This is a genomic window from Paenibacillus sp. NPDC058177 (assembly GCF_042883835.1).
In the GTDB taxonomy this organism is placed as follows: domain Bacteria; phylum Bacillota; class Bacilli; order Paenibacillales; family Paenibacillaceae; genus Paenibacillus_AQ; species Paenibacillus_AQ agri.
The window spans coordinates 1,559,318-1,579,649 of the sequence record NZ_JBHVVB010000001.1 but is presented as its reverse complement, the minus strand read 5'-3'; the positions used below and the strand labels follow the sequence as shown (position 1 = coordinate 1,579,649).

The window sequence follows — 20,332 nt, the reverse complement described above, 5'->3', positions numbered from 1 at the left end:
TGCCTGTATCGAAAATAGTTCATTAATTCCACACTACAAAAGACAAGAATGCCATCTAACAGTTTGCTCCTTTCATCTTTTATACTGGGTAAATATTGCGTGAGGAGGTCAGCCATGCCACTGATTCAAGTCAAGCATCTGCGGAAAGAATTCAAACGGCAAAAGCGCAAGGACGGGTTCTGGCCATTGATGAAAAGTCTTGTATACCGGGAGTATGAACAGAAAGTTGCGGTCGAGGACATTTCGTTTACGATTGATCAGGGTGAGATTGTAGGTTACATCGGGCCCAACGGGGCTGGGAAATCGACAACGATCAAAATGATGGTAGGCATCCTCGTCCCGACCAGCGGCAATGTGCTTGTAAACGGACTCGTACCGTTCGAGAACCGCATTGAAAATGCGCGGAGAATCGGTGCTGTATTCGGCCAGAAAAGCCAGCTATGGTGGGATACGCCAGTTATCGAATCACTTAGGCTGACGAAATATATGTATGACATCCCGGAGGATCGTTATCTGCAGAACATGGCCTTATTCAGCGACATCTTAGGACTAGAGGAATTCAAAAATGTTGCTGTTCGTTCGCTAAGCCTTGGTCAGCGGATGCGCGCAGATCTGTGTGCGGCGTTGTTGCATGATCCACAAATCGTCTATCTCGACGAACCCACGATTGGGCTCGATGTTGTGGTAAAGGAACGCATCCGCGAATTCATCCGTCAGATTAACCGGGAAAGAGGAACCACCGTCATCTTAACGACCCATGATATGGCTGATATCGAGAAGCTCTGCAGTCGCGTTATGGTCGTCGATCACGGCCGGCTAATGTATGACGGCAACTTGCATACGCTCAAGAACGATTACGGCAACATGGAGAGCATGGAGCTGGATACGGAAGAGGATTTTGTCATGGATGATGCCCTCTTGCGAATGGGAATTTCGTTCAACCGGACTGAAGAGGCTAGAACCCAGCTTGTTTATGATAAGAATAAAATTAATTCATCCGCGGTGATCAAATGGATTATGGATCGCTATTCCGTTCGTGATTTCAAGGTCAAGGAAACGGAGATCGAAGAGATCATTCGAAATCTGTATGCCGGCTTTAGTCAGGAAGAGCCCAAGCGGCAGGAAGTGACCGTATGAGAATTGCACTTTATCGGGAAATGACGCTGAACGCCTTCCGTTCATTGCTTGCTTTTCGCGCTGAGGTACTGCTCTACCTGTTTGGGCAGCTATTTAAAGTCCTCGTGCAAATCTATATTTGGTACGCTTTGTTTGGAGATAATAATCTGTTGAGCTCACAAGCCGGTACAGTTAGTCTACAGGAAATGATCACCTATGTTGTGGTCAGCTCAGTGATCTCGGTGTTTGCCACAAATGACGTGATTTTTAGTGTAAGCTCGAAAGTATCGTCGGGCGAAATTGCAATGGATCTCATTAAGCCGATGAGCTTTCGCTCCGTCATTTTCTGTCAGGCTTTGGGCACGAACATGTACCGTATCTTATTTGAATTAATACCGTTAGTCATTATCAGCATGTCAATCTTCCACGTACAGCTCCCCTCGCTGGCTAACGGCCTCATCTTTCTAATTCTCGTCTTCAATGGCTTAATTCTTAATTTCCTGATTACGTATACGATTGGGCTTATCGCTTTCTGGTATATTCTCGTTTGGCAGGTGAACACGGTGCTGGGCGGGCTAATCCGGCTATTTTCGGGCGCTTTTATTCCAATCTGGTTTTTCTCGGACTCGCTTGTGCAGATTTCTTACATCCTTCCATTTCGTCTCATCTACTATGAACCAATCTCTGTATACTTGGGAAAAGTCACAGGCTGGTACGATCTGCTTGCCATCGTTCTTCAGCAATTAGCCTGGATGGCCGGTTTTTTGTTGTTGCAAAAATGGATGTGGTCGCGAGCTGTTCACAAGCTTGTCGTCCAGGGAGGCTAAGATGAGATACCTGAAACTCTACGCGCGGTTTATTCCTATTTACTTCAAAAGCAAAACAGAGCACGGCTTCGGCTTTTATATGGACTTTATCGGATTTGCACTTACGCATGTGGTCAGCTATACCGTGATTTGGGCGTTAATGAGCCGGTTTCAGACCATAAACGGTTGGAATATGTATGAGGTCATGATGCTGTACACCCTTAATATGCTCACCTATGCGGTAGCGGCTATCTTTTTCTTTTTTCAAATGAATGATGTTGAAGATGATGTGCATAAAGGCTCTTTTGATAGTCTGCTAGTCAAACCGATCAATCCTTTCATCCATATGATCATTCGCAGTTTTGGTCATTTCTTTCTCGGTGACATTGCCATCGCGGTAATCATGCTGGGTGTCTGCTTCAGCCACCTGAATATCCATCTTCATTGGAGTTCTTATCTTAGCTTTGTCGTCATGCTGCTGGGAGCGGTACTCGTTCAAGCTTCTTTTATTATCATTACTGGTTCGATGTGCTTCTGGATTGTTCGCGCGAGGTCGGTTAAGAATATTGTGATTTTCGGAATTCGCGGCTTTGTCGATTATCCCATTTCAATCTATAACAAGATTATGCGGATCCTATTAACTTTTGTCATTCCTTATGGCTTCGTCAATTTCTATCCATCCCATCTAATCCTGAATAAGGAGGGAGGCTCGCTGTTCGCATCATGGCTTCCGTATACCACTCCGATCATCGGTCTTCTCCTGTTCTTCATCGCTTATCGGGTATGGAATGCGGGGCTGAACCAATATCAGGGCACGGGGAGTTGAGAGGGGCGGATAAATCATGTTAACGTCATTAGAACATGTGCAGATTCCAGTCCGGCAGTTGGACCGGGCCATCCTGTGGTACACTGAAAACTTAGGGTTTCAATTGAGCAGCCGGGACGGGGAACGTATCGCGTTCCTGACCTTGCCGGAAGGGCCACTTCTGATGCTATGGCAGACCGAAGATGATTCAACATTTGCGCACTTTACAGTGGACGGGACAGATTTCCCCGTGTTGTTATATCGAACAACGAAGATTCATGAGCTGCATGAACATTTGGTAACACTCAATACCCGCATCCAGCTATATCAAGATGACGGTTTTGCCTGGGTACTCAAATTTTATGATCCAGAGGGAAATCTATGGGGTGCTTTACAGTATAATTAATAGATTATTAATACGGGGTGTTTGCGAGACAACGAGTGCACAAAAACAAAAAAACGCCACACGAAGGTTGAAACTTATGCCTGGGGCTAACGGACCCTATCGTCGTTATTTGCACAACAAGCAGCTTCTAGAACATGTAACGGACTCAGATGCCGCTATTTCCTCCAAAACAGTGGATTTCACACAGGATTTCTGCTCATAACGTCTCTGGAGTCCGTTACCAGATGCAACAAGAAGCAAGTAATACTGATTTCGAGATAGGTCCATTAATCAAGGGTTAAATGGATTTTCTCGAAACCACTACTTTCTCAACAGTCTGGCGCCACTCCTTCAGAGGAGTGGCGTTATTTGTATGTTGCATCAGACTCATCCGCCAAATCCATGCTATTCTTCAAAAGTAGCAATGAGTAATATCGATTTACATAATGTTACATTTGTAATACGATATGATAATGTTCAGCCTGTTGGTGCTTGTTTCTTTCAGAGAATAGCCAATAAGAGTTCTTTTACATGAGGGGGGTTGATAATGAAACGCTGGACAAAGCGTGGAGTGTTGGCCCTGCTCTTGCTGCTGTTCTTAGGTTCAGCCTATCTTTACTGTCAAAATAATTGGCTACAAGAAACAACGTACACTGTCACTTCTGAGAAAATTCCAGCCGAGTTTGAAGGCTTTCGTATCATCCAGTTGTCTGATTTGCACAGCAAAATGCTCGTCAACCGCGGTCTGGGCAGTACCGAATTTGGCTGGCGGCTTAACAATCGTCCGGAAATCTCAGTAGTGACACTGCGTGCGAAGTAGGCTGGAGCACTTATCAAACTATAATTTATTTTGGAGGGCCAATCTAATGAAAGCTAACGAGCGAAAAGAGATCATAAAAATTACGTATCCTATTCCATTTTACACGCAGCTAGTTGATTTTAATGATGTTAATCTACAAGGATTCAAAAGTAAACAGGATGCTGAACACTGGCAAGTACGTGGTTGCGGAATTGCATCTATCAAAATGATCATCGATGGATTTCAGATCTATCGAGGCAATAAACTAAGTGAGACCTATGGGGAATTCGTATATAGGGGAGTAGAGATCGGAGCGCATTGTGATCGAGGATGGATACATAAAGGATTAGTTGAGCTTGCAAAAGAATATAAAGTATCGGGTCAGGCATTTAGACAAAGCAATGTTAATGATGTGCTTTCTGAGATAGAAAAGAATAGGCCTTGTATTACATCCGTAACTGCCGGTTTTAATGGCGGAAAAATGGACAGTAACGGCGAGATCATCAAAGAGGGCGGTCATTTGATAGTTGTTGTCGGAGCTGTGAGAGAAAATGGGGAGCTGCACGGTTTTATTGTAAATCACCCATCATCTAGTACAGAGCTAAATTGGGAGAATCATTTTATACCCATTGATGATTTTAAAAGATCATTTTCTGGTGCCTTTATGTCCTTTTGGATGAACGAATAATACACAAGAACCGCCCAACCCAAAAGGGAGAGGCGGTTTTTCGCATTTGCTATTTTACAACATAATGAAGCTCAACGAATTCCCCTAGTGATTTCGACCCTTTAAGCAGGAGTTTCTGTTCTGGGTTATCACCTTTGAAGAGTGGAATGCCATTGCCAAGTACAATTGGAGTGATGGTGACTATGAATTCATCCACAAGCTTTTCTTTCATAAGCACATCGAGTACTTCAGCTCCGCCAACGATCCAAATCTTGGCACCGTCCTGTTCTTTTAGCTTGTGCACGAAGCCGGCCATATCTTCATGAATGAAGGTAACATGCGGGCTAGGCGGTTGCTCGGAACGGGAGAATACGTAACATTTTTTATCAGCATAGGGGAATTCATCTGCTAGCTCAAAGGTTTGATCATAGGTTTTTTTGCCAATCAGGACCGTATCAATGGTGTTATAAAAATCGCTATAACCATTGTCGCCTTCCCCCTCGACATCATTGAGCCAATCCACTCCGCCATCTTCTCTCGCAATGTAACCGTCTAGTGAGGCTGCGATGTATAGTACAACTGGTCGTTTCATAAATTTCATTTCTCCCCTCAAACATTAGATTCAACTTCATCATAGCAGTGATATACGTCATCCTCTGTCATATTAAAAAGAGTGAAAGGAGATTAATTGGAAGTATAGTAATTCGCTGTTACGCTGGATTCCCTGACTATGATTCGTGGTTCAAATTCAACACGCTCATATTCCGTCACGCTTGCGGATTGAATCCGCTTCAGCAGCAATTCCGCCGCCAGCCGGCCTACTTCACTCCCCATAATAGAAACCGAGGTGATTTGCGGTGTGGTCACTGTCGCCCACAGGTTATTGTCGATCCCGGCAATGGCCACATCCTCAGGTACTCGAACACCCAACTCTTTGAACCGATTAACAATTCCGATAGCGATCATATCATTGACAGCATAAATCGCATCCGGCATGTGCTTAAGGCTGTAAAAATAATTCGCCGCCATTCTACCTGTCTCAAATGAAAAATCCTCACCAAAATAGACAAGAGAAGCATCCAACTGCGGTAAAGACTGTTCATAGGCAAAATAACGCTCTTCTATTTTGTCCTTCGGTGCGCCGGCGTAAGCAATCCTTGTTCTCCCGATCCCCTTCAAATGCTCCATGACCAGGCGACCTTCCTGACGAGATAGACCAACTACATCAGCCTTCAAGTCTGGACTGAGTTTTTTACTATAATTGATAACGGATATGGGTAGATTGGCATGATTAATTAGGCTCTCCAGCTGTTTAGGATAGGCCAGGGGCATAATGACTAATCCATCTACATGAAGCTTCTTAATCTCGCGCAGCGTCTCTAGCTCCAGTCTTGCATTACCAAGGGTATTAATCTGCACCACCCGGTACCCATGCTGCTTGGCAGCTTGTTCTACGGCCCACGCTATATCCGGAATGATTGCGTTGCGGATATCCGGAACCGCAAGTGCGATCTGAGAGGTCTGACGGATTTTGAGGCTTTGGGCCGAGGTGTTCGGACTAAAACCCATCTCTTTAATGATCTCAAGGATCCGCTCCTTCGTCGCTGCGCTGATTCCTTCCTGATTGTTAAGTGCACGGGAGACGGTGGCAATGCCTACGCCTGCTTTTTTCGCGACATCTGCGATCGTCACTTTTTTTGGATCAGTCATATTATTCCTTCCAACTCGGAATCGTTTCCGAATCTATATTGATTATTTCATTTCTTATTTTTATTATAGCATAGCTGGCAGTACCGAGGATTATGACTTGTATACAGAAATTTCAATTACAGTATAAGACGAATAAAAGAAATTAACAAAAAGGCGACAACAGTGACCGGAAGTCCAAATATCGCCGCAATGATGATCGGTATTTACGTTCGGATCTTTAGTTTGTCTTATATGGATAGGTTGACACTTTGAACAATTTGTGACATGATATTTATCGGAAACGTTTCCGGTTTTGTTAAGAATTTTACTTAACTCATTCATTAAACAAGTGTATAGGAGATGACTCACATGCAAGCGCTCAGATGGCATGGTGTGAAGGACTTACGCGTAGAAACGATTCGTGAGCCCGAGGTTCAGAAAGGTCAAGTTAAAATCAAAGTGGAAGCCTGCGGCATTTGCGGTAGTGATTTGCATGAATACGCGGCAGGGCCGATCTTCATCCCGGAAGGAGCGCCTCATCCGTTAACGAATGAACAAGCTCCAATCGTCATGGGACATGAGTTTTCGGGTCAGATTGTCGAAGTTGGAGAAGGGGTATCATCCTTACAGATCGGTGATCGGGTAGTGGTTGAGCCTATCTTTGCGTGCGGAAAATGTGCTGCCTGCAAACAGGGTAAATACAATCTGTGCGATAAAATGGGATTCCTCGGTCTGGCCGGTGGAGGTGGAGGCTTCTCTGAATACGTGGCTGTTGATGTAAATATGGTGCACAAGATTCCGAGTAGCTTATCCTATGAACAGGGCGCGCTAGTCGAACCTTCTGCTGTTGCGCTGTACGCTGTTCGTTCCAGTCAATTCAAAGTTGGAGATCGTGCAGCCGTATTTGGTACAGGACCAATCGGGCTGCTTGTTATAGAGGCACTTAAAGCATCTGGCGCTTCCGAGATTTATGCCGTTGAGCTGTCGGAAGAACGCCGAAACAAGGCGGAAGAGCTTGGTGCGATAGGTATTAACCCAGCTGAGAAGGATGCTGTTCAGGAAATTATCAAGCTGACTAACGGTGGAGTAGATGTGGCTTATGAGGTTACAGGGGTTCCGGTCGTACTGACACAAGCGATTCAATCTACCGGTATCGGTGGACAAATTATGATTGTCAGTATCTTCGAACGGGAAGCATCCATTCATCCGAACCAGATCGTCATGCAGGAGAGAAACATTGCGGGCATTATCGGATACCGGGATGTATTCCCGGCGGTGATCAGCTTGATGGGCCAAGGCTATTTCCCAGCGGAAAAGCTGATTACCAAACGTATTGCGCTGGGTGATATTGTGGAGGAAGGTTTTGAGACCTTGTTAAAAGAGAAAAACCAAGTGAAAATCATGGTTTCTCCGAGACCTTAACGGAAAGTTATCCTATAACAAAACGCCGCCTTAGTGAGACTAAGGCGGCGTTTTTGCGTGGGCAGCTCGTACTTTGAGAAACGTTGATCCGAAGTGGATAATTCGGGCCACCAATAATTTAAAGGAAAAAAATCTAAATGGATTTTAAATAATGAATATGAAACCACAGGCAGCCAGCCTCTAGTAGGGGTGGGCTGCCTTTTTTATCAATACTTATTTGTTGACAAGGAAACAAAAGTGAAATAAGATATAAATGTTTCCAAGGAATCAAACTCACAACTCCTAAGGGGAGAATTACATGTTCAAATCTAGATCACACAATGAGCAGAATGTAGAACCAACCGTTGATAAACACGCTTTAATATTCGGTCTTATCTCTGTATTTCTTTGTGGGGTAGGCTTCAGTATCATAGCGCCTGTCGTTCCATTCTTAGTGCAACCTTATATTAGTAATCCGGGTCAACAAGCTATAGTTGTTACGCTGCTGACCTCTGCTTACGCATTTTGCGTGTTTTTTGCGGCTCCTGTACTTGGAGCTTTAAGTGATAGATATGGCCGCCGTCCATTACTTTTACTATGCCTATTGGGTTCCGCAATCGGGTACATCGTTTTTGGTATAGGAGGAGCTCTTTGGGTGCTATTTGTCGGGCGCATCATAGAGGGGATAACAGGCGGGAGCATAAGCACGATCTTCGCTTATTTTGCAGACATCATTCCTCCGCAGCAGAGAACCAAATACTTTGGATGGGTGAGTGCGGTTGTAGGTGTAGGTACCGTCATAGGCCCAACGCTAGGTGGCTTTCTGGCCAAGTTGGGTTATTCTGTACCCATGTATTTTGGGGCAGTCATCACTTTATTGAATGTTGCTTATGGATTCTTTTTTATGCCTGAGAGCCTTGATAAGCGTAATAGACTGAAAAAGATAACCTTTGTAAGACTGAATCCATTTGCACAGCTTGCAAACCTGCTTTCCATGAAAAACTTAAACAGACTACTTATCTCAGCGTTTTTACTTTGGATCCCTAACGGATCTCTACAGGCAGTTTTTTCACAATTTTCAATGGATACATTCAGTTGGAAGCCTGCAATAATCGGTCTTATGTTCTCAATTATGGGCGTTCAAGACATCGTTTCACAAGGCCTGGTAATGCCGCAGCTTTTGAAGAAATTTAATGATAAACAGATAGCCATTCTTGGAATGGTTTCGGAGATTATAGGCTACTGTCTAATTGCAGCATCTGCCTTGTTCTCATTCTATCCTCTCTTTATCGTTGGAATGTTTATATTCGGATTTGGTGATTCGATCTTTGGGCCTTCGTTCAATGGGATGCTCTCCAAGTCTGTCGATTCTAGTGAGCAAGGAAGGGTTCAAGGAGGCAGCCAATCTATTCAGGCTTTAGCAAGAATGATTGGGCCGATCATTGGAGGTCAAATCTACGTGTTACTTGGTCATGCCGCACCTGCTTTTATGGGTATCATCCTAATAGCAGCAGCAATACCGGTTTTATATAAGAGAACGCAAGTAAGTGTGTAAACTACCTACTCTGATTGGTGTCTATGCTAAAAGTTCGCGTCTTCCGATGCGGACTTTTTTGATTGTACATCCGCTCCTGAAGGATAAGCCTTCTTCTGATGATGCCATATACTGAAGAAAATTATGATAATACGGTGTCTAAAGGGGTTTCAACCTGTCCATAAGCAGAGGATCTAGATTATAATGGTAAAAACAGACAAGGGGATGAATTCAAGATGAGATGGAAAACCTTGGCGGTCGCTGGTGTGGCTGTTATCGCATTGGGGACGTATCTATTTGCGAGTAATGCCGGGAACAAAAGTAATCATGAAACTGCAGATATTAAGCAAATGGTGCAAGAACTCAGCACGCGCAAAGTAACGGCGACGTCGGCATCAATCACTTCGAAGCAACTGATCGTAACAGGCGAAGACGCTAAGGAAGTAGCCTATGATCTGCCGGATAACGAATTCTTTCTATCGATTGCCCCCTACATAGAACAAACGCATCCTTGTGCGATCCATAGCTTGACCGGCTGCCAAGGTGAATTGACGGATCAAGAGTTCAATGTGACGATCAACGACTCAGAGGGGAATTCAGTGATTGAGAAGACTGCAATGAAATCCCAGTCTAACGGATTTATTGATCTGTGGCTGCCGCGTGATAAATCATACCATATCATCGTGGAGCGTGAGGGGAAGACTGCAGAGTCGGTAATTTCCACATTTGAGAACGATAATACTTGTGTTACAACGCTGCAATTAAGTTAAAGGCGATCATTTTAAAAGCGACATGAACTTTGCTTCATCGAGATAGGTTAATATCTTGCTCAGGACACATTGCGAATACTGCAGTGTGTCTCTTTTTTATTCATATAGTTAAAAATATACAAAATTCACGTATGAATTATTACGTCATTATGTTACTATTGACTACACGAACGCATTAATTCATTAAAGTGGGGGATTTAAGCTTCCTTATTCTTTGTTTTACAAAAAAATAAAGAGTCAAAGTGATGAAAACTCACATTGGAAGCGGTGATTTAAGAGGAGGGGATGTCATGTTTAGTTGGCTGGGATGGAAAACAGGTTTACCGCTATGGTGGTCAAATCGGCTGAACCGGAACTTGGAGTCTGATATTGCCGATATCTTTGAAGGAATTGCAGAAACAAGGAAAGAGATATTACATAATTGGGCTGAATTGTATTGGGGTTACTTAAGCCGGTTGCATGAGCAATTACGGATGCTTCAGGGAGAGTCTCGTTTTCCTGAGGGGCATGACTATTCGACATGGGAATCCTTATTTGTTGCTACGCGTGGCAGAGCGGCAGACTTTTCGGAGATTTTTGTACTGAGCAAAGAGGGTGCGGTAATCTCGACCACTTTTCCCGCACATCGGGGAATGCAGTATGGAGAAGAGAGTGTAATTCGCAAGGGGTTGCAATATGCTTCCGAGGGTGTGGAGGGACAAAAATGCTTATTCGGGCCGTATGCTGATCCAGTTACCCTGCAAGCCGGACCAAGCACCTCATCCTTTTTTGATGAAATGACATTATTATTTATTTTACCAATTGAAAAACAGGGGCAAATCGAAGGTTTCTTGTGTGGACGTGTGCCTAATGATGTGATTGGGGATCTGATTCAGCGGGAGTCGGGACATATTTATCCTGATTCAGGCGACCATTATCTTTTTATGGCCGGGCCGCGCCTGCAAAGTGAGATTAAACCAGGTACTGCGTTATCCCGCAGCCGATTTGAGGACCGCACGTTCACACATGGCGAGAATCTGAAGGATGGTGTGACGACCCGCTGGGGTACAGTCAAGGTGGACAAGCATACGGAGTTGGAGCTGATGTTCACCGATCCTGCTTCAGGCGAGCTTCATCCAGGCGTGGCGAATACGATTGACAGCGGCAGCAATTTATTTGTTTCTTTTCCCGGATATTCGGATTACCGGCACATTCCTGTCATTGGCAAAGGGGTGACGCTCCAGCTTCCTCATTGCCCCGATGTATGGGGGATGATGTGCGAGGCTGACTTTGAGGAGGTCTATCGTACCCGCAGTCTTGGCTGGAATGTCACCAAAACGATGCTGCCACTATTGCTCGGTATGACTGTTCTGGTTGCAGTGATTGCTGGATTTTTGACAGGGAGTACAGAAGTTGGTGCGCTGGGTAGTGCTTCAATAATTGGTGCAGCAGTGCTGGTATATGGGTTGATTAGCTGGCAGATTATTCTCCGAAGAAGCCTTCTTCCGGAAACGGGGCGCATACGACAACTTAATCGCTTCATACGGCGTAGTACTGAAGGCAGCAGTGATCTAACGCAAAGAATCCCGCTGCAAGACTTTGGGAGAGACGAGCTGTTGGATACAGCCAAATGGATTAACAGTATGATTGACTCGCAGGAAGGCATTCTGGTGAAGGTCAAGCATGCGGCAGATGATGTGATGGTGAGCCAGCGGCAGCTGAGCATTTCAACTTCGGAGACAGAACAATCAACTGAACGTGTGAATGAACGGATTGAAATCATGGTGGAAAGCATCCTTCGTCAACTGCAGGATCTTGATGCTGTCAGCGATGCCGTAGGAGATATGCGCGTAACCCTGCAGGTGCTTGAACAACAGGCTGCGGATCAGATCCTTGTTGCCCGCCAAGAGGTGGAGAACATTGGAGATAAAATGGCTAACATCACCCAGCAGGTATCAGCGACACATGAGACCATGGACTCTTTTGTAGGCACAACGCGCAGTATTGAGGATGTTCTGCAGATTATTGAAAGAATATCTTCACAGACGAATCTGCTCGCCTTGAATGCTTCAATTGAAGCGGCAAGAGTAGGAGAGCATGGAAGAGGGTTTGCAGTTGTGGCTTCGGAAATCCGTAAACTGGCGGAGACAACAGGTCAATCTGTAGCGGAGATCCAGGGGACCATCGGTCAAATCTATGCCGGTTCTGAGCGAGCGCAGCAATCCATGGCAGAGGTTACACAGGTCGTGGAGGAGGGCAGTGTCAGGGTTGCGGCAGCAACCGAACTGCTGATTCAGGCTAATGATCGGGAGGCTACCAAATCCGAGGTCGTTGAACGGGTAGTGCGATTGATGGAGGAGATCACGGCCGTCAGCATGGATAACCGGAATATTTCCGCCGAGGTCGAACAGAAGCTGGCAGCCCTAAGGAACGATTATGTACATGTACAGCAAAGCGCTCAATATGTAGAGGTTATCGGTGAATTTTTGCAACAACTCATTGGGCAGTTCAGGTTAAAGGAAATCAGGAGAAATTAGATGATGCAGGGCTTGTAATTTAGGCATTAGCAACTGATTTATAGTATAGTGGTTAGGATGGACAACAAGAAAAGAGGGAACGAATGCCTACTATACTGGTTGCTGACGATGATGCGAACATTCGCGAACTTGTCTGTTTATTTCTTCGTAATGACGGATTTGAAACAGCCGAAGCGGCGGACGGTAAGGAAGCACTGAGTGTCTATGCTTCAGCACCTATCGATCTTGTCGTGCTTGATATTATGATGCCGATTATGGATGGTTGGACGTTATGCAAGGAGCTGCGAAGAGCCAATCCTGACCTTCCGTTACTTATGCTAACTGCGCGTGGTGAAACATGGGAGAAAGTGAAAGGCTTCGAGCTTGGTACGGATGATTATTTGACCAAACCCTTCGATCCGCTAGAGTTGACGGTTCGTGTCAGGTCATTGCTGAAACGATACCGGATTGGTTCCACGCAGACAATCCATTTCGGCGACGTCACCCTTGACAGGCAGACCTATAAGGTGATGAAAGGGTCGGAGGCGCTTGCATTACCGCTCAAGGAGTTCGAATTGCTGTATAAGCTGGCTGGAACACCCGGACAGGTCTATACACGTGAGCAATTGATCGATCAAATCTGGGGTCTTGATTACACTGGCGATGATCGAACGATAGACGTACATATTAAACGCCTGCGTGAACGGTTTGCGACTACGCATGAGTTTCGGATCGAGACGGTACGTGGTCTTGGCTACCGGCTCGAGGTGTATGAATGATCAGATCCATCTATACACGCGTTGTCCTGACATTCCTAGTCTCTGTGGTCGGAGGCTCACTCATTGCTTTGTTGGTGGCAACCTGGGTATTTAGAGGTCAAGTGAACGAAAACGCGCAGATTCCCTTGCGTAACTTTGCGCAGGATATCGTTCGGCTCTACAATACAATTCCGTTGCATGAAGCCGACGTTTTTGTAAGTGGAATGAAGCAACTCGATTCCTATCATATTCGAATTTACGATGACACAGGACAGTTCAAGTCTTACGGAGCGCGTAGCGAACACAATCCTGTCACTGTGACAAGGGAACAAGTGAAAAAAGTGCTCCACGGAGAAGTGATTCAACTTCATTTTTTTGGCGCTACCACTAATCTTTTAGGAATGCCGTTGAAAACGGAAATGGGAACGAAAGCGCTGTTTGTGGAGATGCTCACTCCCTCGACAATTTCTTTTAACAGAAAGCTGATATTAAATTTATTGACCTATGCTTTGATCGCAGGAAGCCTACTGATTCTGGTTGCTGCCATGTTCCTGGTCAGACCGATCAAGAAGCTGACAAAAGCGACCAGGCGTGTAGCAACCGGAGATTTCAACGTGAAGCTGAAGATTAAGCAAACGGATGAGCTGGGTACTTTGGCTCGCAGCTTTGAAGATATGATGCATGATCTACAGCAGCTTGAGCAGATGCGCAGGGAGTTCGTAACGAACGTCTCGCACGAGGTACAATCGCCGCTCACCTCGATATCTGGTTATGCTATTGCACTCAAGCAAGTAGACGTCCCAGAGCATGAGCGTCGCCGGTATCTCGATATTATCATCGCTGAGGCCGCCCGAATGTCCAAAATGAGCGATAGCCTGCTCAAGCTGAGTGTGCTTGAATCGCAGTCACAGCAACTGCGGCTGTCCACGTTCAGTCTGGATGAACAGATCAGAAGGGTCATTGTGGCGATCCAGCCTCAGTGGGCGGCCCGCAACATCACCTTCGATCTTCAATTGAAGGCAGTGAACCTGTCGGCGGACTATGACCTGTTAAATCAGGTATGGACGAACATACTCGGTAATGGCATCAAATTCTCCGAGGATAACGGTGTTATTCATGTCAGTATTCAAACAGATAGCAATAACGTAACCGTCCGAATATCAGACCATGGTATTGGAATTCCACTGGAAGATCAGCAGCGTATATTCGAGCGATTTTTCAAGGCCGATCGTTCGCATAGCCGTAAGTATGACGGTAGCGGCATGGGGCTTGCCATCGTTAAACAGATCGTAACGCTTCATCATGGCGACATCCGGGTAGAAAGCGAACCTGGTCAAGGAACGACATTCATTATAACTTTACCAATCACAACCTCAGAAGATTAGTCAGACTTATAGGGGTGACCAACGTATAGTCTAAATAGGTGGTCTCTAGATCCCTCATGCTACGGCATTATGTGCAAGCTTGCTTGCAGATGACGCTGTAGCATTTTTTTTGTTTGTTCATGCTCCGTTCATAATGCCGTCACGGGGAGTACATTTTCCAAGTATAAAATCCTCTAAGCGGCAGTTTATGACAACGCGGTATAAGCATAACGAGAAGGAGAGAACGCAAATGGAAAATCCAGAAGGACAGAACGCGAAGGAAAGGTCGAAAACAAGAAAAATACTAGTCCTTCTACTTAAAATAATAGGAGCAGTAATTATAGCAATAATCCTTTTTCTTGCCATTGTTTTTACAGTTAATATTATTAGCAACAAATCGGAGCAAGGGAAAATCGTGCCCTATGGCCAGTTAGTTCCAGTAGATGGAAAACATATGAATGCTTTGATCCAAGGGGAAGGTGAAGAAACCGTCGTGCTGCTACCAGGGTTTGGGACAGCATCACCAGTTCTGGATTTTAAATCGCTAATCGAAGAGCTATCGCCTTTCTACAAAGTCGTTGTACTTGAGCCTTTCGGTTATGGATTAAGTGATCAAACTGAAAAGGAACGAAGCACAGCGAATATTGTAAGTGAAATTCATGAAGCTTTACAGCGTCTTCAAATTGACCGTTACATTCTAATGGGTCACTCTATTTCAGGCATTTACGGATTGGATTATGTGAACAAATATCCAAACGAAGTAAGCGCATTTGTCGGGCTTGATAGTAGTGTTCCATCTCTAAGCGAGAAGGAGATTAGCTCATCAACAATAAGTGTTTTAAAGCTGCTCAAAAAATCAGGTGTGATCAGATTGAATAGCAAGCTAGTTGATGACCCTACTGCTGAACTTCCATTTGATGATGCTACAAAAGAACAATTAAGATTGTTTGCGAATAAAAACATGTATAATTCTACCACAATGAATGAAGCCGGAAGTATGTATTCTAATTTTAAGGCAGCTGAAGAATTGACCTTCCCTAAAGAGCTTCCGCTTATTTTCTTTGTACAAGCGCATCATCCGGCAACTGACAGATGGCTCCCGGAGCATGAAAAGCAAGTCAAAGATTCTGTACATGGAAAAGTGATGACATTTGACGGAGGACATTATTTACATCGTATTCATGCTAAAGATATCGTAGAAAATTTAAATGAATTTATGAAAGAAATAAAATAGGAGTTCATATTGTCATAACGGGAAAATTACAGTGAAACAAGGGGAGATAATGAAAATGAAGATGGGTCCGAAAATGAAAAAAGCGCTTAATATTTTTCTTAAAACAGTAGGCGTTATAGCAGTAGCAATTGTGCTTTTTCTAGTTGTTACATCTACAGTTAACGTTATTAGTACAAAGTCGGAGACTGCAAAAATACAATCCTATGGTCAGTTAGTGCCTGTAGACGGGAAAAAGATGAATGTAATGATTCAAGGAGATGGCGAGGAAACAGTTGTACTGCTGCCGGGTTACGGAACAGCATCGCCAGCGCTTGATTTCAAGCTGCTGATCGATGAGCTATCCTCACATTACAGAGTTGTAGCGGTTGAGCCTTTCGGTTATGGATTAAGTGATGGAACTAAAAAAGAGCGGACCACCGAGAACATTATTAGCGAAGTTCATGAAGCGTTGCAGCAGCTTAATATTGACCGCTATGTACTAGGAGGCCATTCTATTGCAGGTATTTACGGGATAGCTTATGTGAACAAGTATCCAAACGAAGTAACTGGATTTGTCGGGGTCGATACCAGTGTTCCAACACAAGCTGGAATGGATGCTAAATTGCCAATTAAAGGGTTCGCATTTCTTGAAAAAGCAGGTCTGGTAAGATTGATCAAGAAAGTAGGCAGTGATCCATATACTGGATTAGCATATGATGAGCAAACCAAAGAACAAATGAGATTGATTTCGAATAAAAACTCGAATAATTCCACTAACTTAGACGAAATGCAGCATATCGCTTCTAACTTTGAAGGAGCTAAGGGTTTAACATTCCCTAAAGAGCTGCCCCTAATCTTCTTTATCGATGCGAATAATACCGCTAACCAAGGCTGGCAACAGCTGCATGAAGATCAAATCAAAGACTCTGTACATGGAAAAGTAGTTCCATTGCCAGGAAGTCATTACTTGCACCATACGAAATATAAGGAAATCGCTGAAGGCTTTAAGGAATTCATGGAACAAGCGAAATAAGCGGAATGAATAGAATATACATCTAGTCAAAAGGGTTCGTGTCCGCACGAATCCTTTTTTGTATAGAATATGTTTATTTATACTATACCTTGATAGCAGATGGGGAATATTCCACAATATTACATGAGGGTGGCTAGATATGATTTTCATGATCCCTACTAGAACTAGAAGGAGTGATGGTGTTTTGAAAACAATGAATCCAACAAAAGAGCCTGTGAGAGGTTATTATTGGTAAAATAAGAACCTCTCGTTAGGCGACGGGAGGCAGATATAATATGATGTTGCTAAAAAATATGGTCCGGGAACAGCAGATGATTCCGTGGCTACACAATTGATTCAGCACTGGGAACATGATATGGGTACGTTGAAGTTTTGGAGAGCAAGCAGCAATTTTATCTATGAGTTTAAAAGAAACGCTGTAACGTATTTTCTTCGTTTCGTCCATGAAGAGGACAACAATATCGATAATATTCAAGCTGAGCTTGATTTTATGAATTACCTAAGATCTGAAGATTACTCGACGGTTGCTCCAATCCTTTCTGTCAACGGCAACTATATCGAAACGATAACGGTAACTGGTGAGGGTAGCTACTTCGGCGTTGTGTTTGAACAAGCGAGCGGAATCCATCTCCCGCTTGAGCAAATGACGAATCAGCAGGTCGAAGAGTGGGGGAGGTCGCTAGCTACTTTGCATATTTTATCGCAATCCTATTCTTCTAAAGAGGTATCCCGGAGAAGCTGGGACGATGCACTGACATTTGTCTCCGCTGTGTTAGAACGTGATCCCGGGGAACAGGCAGCCCTTCAAGAGCTTGAATATTTGCGCCGTCAGCTCTCGGAGCTTCCAACCGATGCAGAACATATGGGATTAATCCATTATGACTTTGAGACGGATAATATCTTCTACGAGGCCGAGAAATCACGGTACTGTGTCATCGACTTTGATGATGCAATGGTGCACTGGTACGCAATGGATATTGTATCGGCCATTTCAGATCTGCTGGATGAAGAAGATGATGATAGTCAGCGGAAAATAGAGCATTTTCTAACTGGCTATCGTTCCATTAAGCCGTTAGAGGATTTTTTTATCCAATCGTTTCCGCTCTTCCAAAGGTTTGCAGATCTTTATAAGTATGCACGGCTCCTCCGCAGTGTAGAGGGAATGGAAGTCCATTCTTCACCAGAGTGGGCAGTAAGTCTTAAGGGGAAGCTAGAGAGGGCGCGCCATGGACTGCGTGACCGATTATACAGTGGAGTGCAACTCAGTCCAATCGATCATAGTAATTGGTATGCCTGCACCCAGCTTGAGGTAACAGCAGAACAGAAGGAAGTGTTTCCAGTACCCGCGGTCTATTGGCTCGCAGAATCAGCTTATTGTGGCTTTACACCGCTGGCTATTTACTCTGACGCACAATTAGTGGGGTTGGCAGTCTATGCTGTCGATCCCGAGGATGGAGCTTATTGGATTATGGCCTATATGATCCATCATAAGTTTCAACACCGGGGGTTGGGAACAGCAGGTATGAGAGCGCTTCTACGAACGATCCAAGAAAAGCACGCTTGTGACAAAATAATTCTGGGTCATCGCGCTGAGAATGAGGTAGCCTCTAGGATGTATGTCTCACTGGGTTTTGCAGAAATAAGCCGTAACGAAGGTGAGGTTATACGTGAATTACGATTTATGGCGGACAGTCGATAGACTGTATTTAGCTTGAGGGTATTGTATATAAAAGAATCCACCGTCCAATGAGGGATCTCATCAAGCGGTGGATTGTTTATTTTTGCATAGAGACATTCTTACTGTTCAGTCACATAGTCGAAACTTATCTCATCATATTGATCGGCAGCATCCTCGAAAACCTCGATCACCGAGGAATAACGTTCACCGTGCTCGGAATCTGCAATCCATATGATCTTCAGGGGGAAGGGGAGATGTCCGGTGACACAATCCCACAACGCATCTAAATTGCGACCGTACCACTCAGGCAGCTCAAGACTTTGCTGTAGCCATTCATGTATGTTCTCGTAACGGTCTCCCTCAGACTGTCGTAGTTCCATAACGTTATTCATTCGGGGACACTGCCTTCCTTGGTAATATCCGTAAACGACTTATAATGATCGGTAGTCATGTAGATCAATCCGTCATTGGAGTAGAGAATACGATCTGCCCCGCGTGAACCCTTCTTATAGTTAATGTCTGCTTCGTACCAAATCCGGTTTTTCGCTTTGGGCAAGAGTCCTTCCCGGTTGCCAAAACGGTCCCCGCCGATGCTTTTACCAGGCGCTATTTGATTCAGATTCCCCTTGGCAGCTACCCAGCCGAGCCCTTCGGCTTCCTTCTTTGTAATAAAATTATCCGGAAGAGCATGATGCTGCCGGATATAATCCGAAACCTCCTTGAAGCCCGTAAGCGGAGCCTGGGACTTGTCCGGTGCCTTGGAAGTATTGGACTCTTTCGGGGCAAGGGTGGATTTGGGCGCTACCGCTTGACTGGATGACGTTGGACTTGGTTCATAGACTGCTGAAGAGTTGTTGTTGCTGGTCTCTCCGCAGCCGGTCAGTGCAATGACCAGAATAACCGCCATCGCGGCGAGCCAGGAACGCGACCAGCGGCTCAGTTGTTGCATTAATCCTTCAAACATGGTGTTACCTCACTTCTATTCATCTTTTTGTCCAAGTGTACCAAATTCATCAGGAATTAAAAAGTGTGGTATCGCTGTTGATTCGGAAGTGATGTTGTTATCTCCAGCAGGACTCCCGTTGACATCACGATATTGAAAAGTTAAAATTAGAATGATCATTCTGTTCAAGATGATGACTGTTTAAATTTCAATGGGGGATATATGCGGTATGTTTGAAAAATATAAGAAATCTAAAAAAGCTGTACTGGAAACAACGCTCAGGCTTCTCAGCAAGCATGATTTACAGGCGACCTCCATGTCCTTGATCTCCAGTGAATCGGGAGTTTCGATGGGCAGCATTTACAACAGCTTTTCGGGAAAAGAAGAGATTATCAACGAGCTGTACACCAGTATCGTGGAATACCAGACGGAATATGTGCTTCAAGGCTTCAATGACAGCGCGGATCTTTTCGAACGTTTCCAAAGAACTTGGCAGAGGGTTGTCCAGTCTAGTGTCGACAATCCCGAGGCGTTTCAGTTCATGGAGCAGTATTCTCTGTCGTCGTACATTTATGATGAATCCAAGAGGTTTGCTTATGAGAAGAACTGGTGCGGCCCATTGGCTGTGATGTATGCCGACGCTATGGAGCAACAAATCTTCAAGCAGAGCGATGCCCGGTTGATGGTTCAGATGCACTGGGGGACGTTTGTATTTCTGGTAAAAGGGCACTTGCAAGGCAACCTGAAGCTTACGTCTGAAGTGTTGGAAATGGCGGTTTCTTCGAGCTGGAACTCTGTAAGTACAGTGAAGGCTTTCTTGCCGTAGATTACGGCAGTTTTTCGGAATAATTAGAATGAATGCTCACTACAGATTAG

Annotated in this window: 20 protein-coding genes; 16 read left to right on the top strand and 4 right to left on the bottom strand. The window is 44.7% G+C overall.

Annotated features, from left to right (window positions below; translation table 11 throughout):
- The first annotated feature begins 114 nt into the window (after positions 1 to 114).
- The 6 genes from ACFVU8_RS07505 (at position 115) to ACFVU8_RS07480 (ending at position 4,599) form a co-directional block, all read left to right on the top strand.
- The gene (locus tag ACFVU8_RS07505) at positions 115 to 1,137 is read left to right on the top strand and encodes an ABC transporter ATP-binding protein (protein ID WP_387426603.1); all 1,023 of its coding nucleotides are present in this window, start codon (positions 115 to 117) and stop codon (positions 1,135 to 1,137) included.
- On the top strand, positions 1,134 to 1,943 hold the full coding sequence (locus tag ACFVU8_RS07500; protein WP_387426601.1) for an ABC transporter permease: 810 nt from the start codon (positions 1,134 to 1,136) through the stop codon (positions 1,941 to 1,943). The genes ACFVU8_RS07505 and ACFVU8_RS07500 overlap by 4 nt, the downstream gene beginning before the upstream one ends.
- Position 1,944: 1 nt before the next feature.
- The gene (locus tag ACFVU8_RS07495) at positions 1,945 to 2,748 is read left to right on the top strand and encodes an ABC transporter permease (protein ID WP_387426599.1); all 804 of its coding nucleotides are present in this window, start codon (positions 1,945 to 1,947) and stop codon (positions 2,746 to 2,748) included.
- A 16-nt stretch (positions 2,749 to 2,764) separates the two neighbouring features.
- Complete coding sequence (locus tag ACFVU8_RS07490; protein ID WP_387426598.1) at positions 2,765 to 3,133, top strand: VOC family protein; 369 nt, start codon at positions 2,765 to 2,767, stop codon at positions 3,131 to 3,133.
- Positions 3,134 to 3,659: 526 nt separating this feature from the next.
- Positions 3,660 to 3,932, top strand: a complete 273-nt coding sequence (locus ACFVU8_RS07485; RefSeq protein WP_387426596.1) for a hypothetical protein — start codon at positions 3,660 to 3,662, stop codon at positions 3,930 to 3,932.
- Between the two features lie 46 nt (positions 3,933 to 3,978).
- Complete coding sequence (locus tag ACFVU8_RS07480) at positions 3,979 to 4,599, top strand: C39 family peptidase (protein ID WP_387426595.1); 621 nt, start codon at positions 3,979 to 3,981, stop codon at positions 4,597 to 4,599.
- Positions 4,600 to 4,648: 49 nt separating this feature from the next.
- On the opposite strand, the gene ACFVU8_RS07475 is transcribed toward ACFVU8_RS07480, so the two are convergent.
- Both ACFVU8_RS07475 and ACFVU8_RS07470 read right to left on the bottom strand, forming a co-directional pair.
- Complete coding sequence (locus ACFVU8_RS07475) at positions 4,649 to 5,170, bottom strand: dihydrofolate reductase family protein (protein WP_387426593.1); 522 nt, start codon at positions 5,168 to 5,170, stop codon at positions 4,649 to 4,651.
- Positions 5,171 to 5,262: 92 nt separating this feature from the next.
- A complete protein-coding gene (locus ACFVU8_RS07470) occupies positions 5,263 to 6,288 on the bottom strand; it encodes a LacI family DNA-binding transcriptional regulator (protein WP_387426591.1) in 1,026 nt (341 codons plus the stop codon).
- Between the two features lie 348 nt (positions 6,289 to 6,636).
- On the opposite strand from ACFVU8_RS07470, the gene ACFVU8_RS07465 reads away from it, so the two are divergent.
- From ACFVU8_RS07465 to ACFVU8_RS07425, 9 genes are all read left to right on the top strand, one after another.
- A complete protein-coding gene (locus tag ACFVU8_RS07465) occupies positions 6,637 to 7,689 on the top strand; it encodes a 2,3-butanediol dehydrogenase (protein WP_379466095.1) in 1,053 nt (350 codons plus the stop codon).
- A gap of 298 nt (positions 7,690 to 7,987) precedes the next feature.
- Complete coding sequence (locus ACFVU8_RS07460; protein ID WP_387426590.1) at positions 7,988 to 9,223, top strand: MFS transporter; 1,236 nt, start codon at positions 7,988 to 7,990, stop codon at positions 9,221 to 9,223.
- Between the two features lie 215 nt (positions 9,224 to 9,438).
- Entirely contained in the window at positions 9,439 to 9,972 is a 534-nt protein-coding gene (locus ACFVU8_RS07455) for a CueP family metal-binding protein (protein ID WP_387426589.1), read from the top strand.
- Positions 9,973 to 10,262: 290 nt separating this feature from the next.
- Positions 10,263 to 12,488 carry a methyl-accepting chemotaxis protein gene (locus ACFVU8_RS07450; protein WP_387426587.1) on the top strand — a complete coding sequence of 742 codons (2,226 nt, stop codon included), beginning with the start codon at positions 10,263 to 10,265 and terminating at the stop codon, positions 12,486 to 12,488.
- Between the two features lie 83 nt (positions 12,489 to 12,571).
- Positions 12,572 to 13,246, top strand: coding sequence for a response regulator transcription factor (locus tag ACFVU8_RS07445; RefSeq protein ID WP_387426586.1), 675 nt, complete (start codon positions 12,572 to 12,574; stop codon positions 13,244 to 13,246).
- Positions 13,243 to 14,610 carry a sensor histidine kinase gene (locus tag ACFVU8_RS07440; RefSeq protein WP_387426584.1) on the top strand — a complete coding sequence of 456 codons (1,368 nt, stop codon included), beginning with the start codon at positions 13,243 to 13,245 and terminating at the stop codon, positions 14,608 to 14,610. The genes ACFVU8_RS07445 and ACFVU8_RS07440 overlap by 4 nt, the downstream gene beginning before the upstream one ends.
- A 229-nt stretch (positions 14,611 to 14,839) precedes the next feature.
- Positions 14,840 to 15,823: an alpha/beta fold hydrolase gene (locus ACFVU8_RS07435; RefSeq protein ID WP_387426583.1), complete on the top strand. Its 984-nt coding sequence runs from the start codon at positions 14,840 to 14,842 to the stop codon at positions 15,821 to 15,823.
- Positions 15,824 to 15,854: 31 nt separating this feature from the next.
- Complete coding sequence (locus ACFVU8_RS07430; protein WP_379466088.1) at positions 15,855 to 16,835, top strand: alpha/beta fold hydrolase; 981 nt, start codon at positions 15,855 to 15,857, stop codon at positions 16,833 to 16,835.
- 319 nt (positions 16,836 to 17,154) lie between these two features.
- Complete coding sequence (locus tag ACFVU8_RS07425; protein WP_387426582.1) at positions 17,155 to 18,534, top strand: GNAT family N-acetyltransferase; 1,380 nt, start codon at positions 17,155 to 17,157, stop codon at positions 18,532 to 18,534.
- Positions 18,535 to 18,632: 98 nt separating this feature from the next.
- Here the strand turns inward: ACFVU8_RS07425 and ACFVU8_RS07420 are convergent, their stop codons facing one another.
- Positions 18,633 to 18,905 (bottom strand): barstar family protein, encoded by a 273-nt coding sequence (locus tag ACFVU8_RS07420; RefSeq protein WP_387426580.1) that lies wholly within the window; start codon positions 18,903 to 18,905, stop codon positions 18,633 to 18,635.
- Positions 18,902 to 19,477 (bottom strand): ribonuclease domain-containing protein, encoded by a 576-nt coding sequence (locus ACFVU8_RS07415; RefSeq protein ID WP_387426579.1) that lies wholly within the window; start codon positions 19,475 to 19,477, stop codon positions 18,902 to 18,904. The genes ACFVU8_RS07420 and ACFVU8_RS07415 overlap by 4 nt, the downstream gene beginning before the upstream one ends.
- A 208-nt stretch (positions 19,478 to 19,685) precedes the next feature.
- Between ACFVU8_RS07415 and ACFVU8_RS07410 the strand changes: the two genes are divergently transcribed.
- Positions 19,686 to 20,282: a TetR/AcrR family transcriptional regulator gene (locus ACFVU8_RS07410; RefSeq protein ID WP_379466084.1), complete on the top strand. Its 597-nt coding sequence runs from the start codon at positions 19,686 to 19,688 to the stop codon at positions 20,280 to 20,282.
- Positions 20,283 to 20,332: the final 50 nt, after the last annotated feature.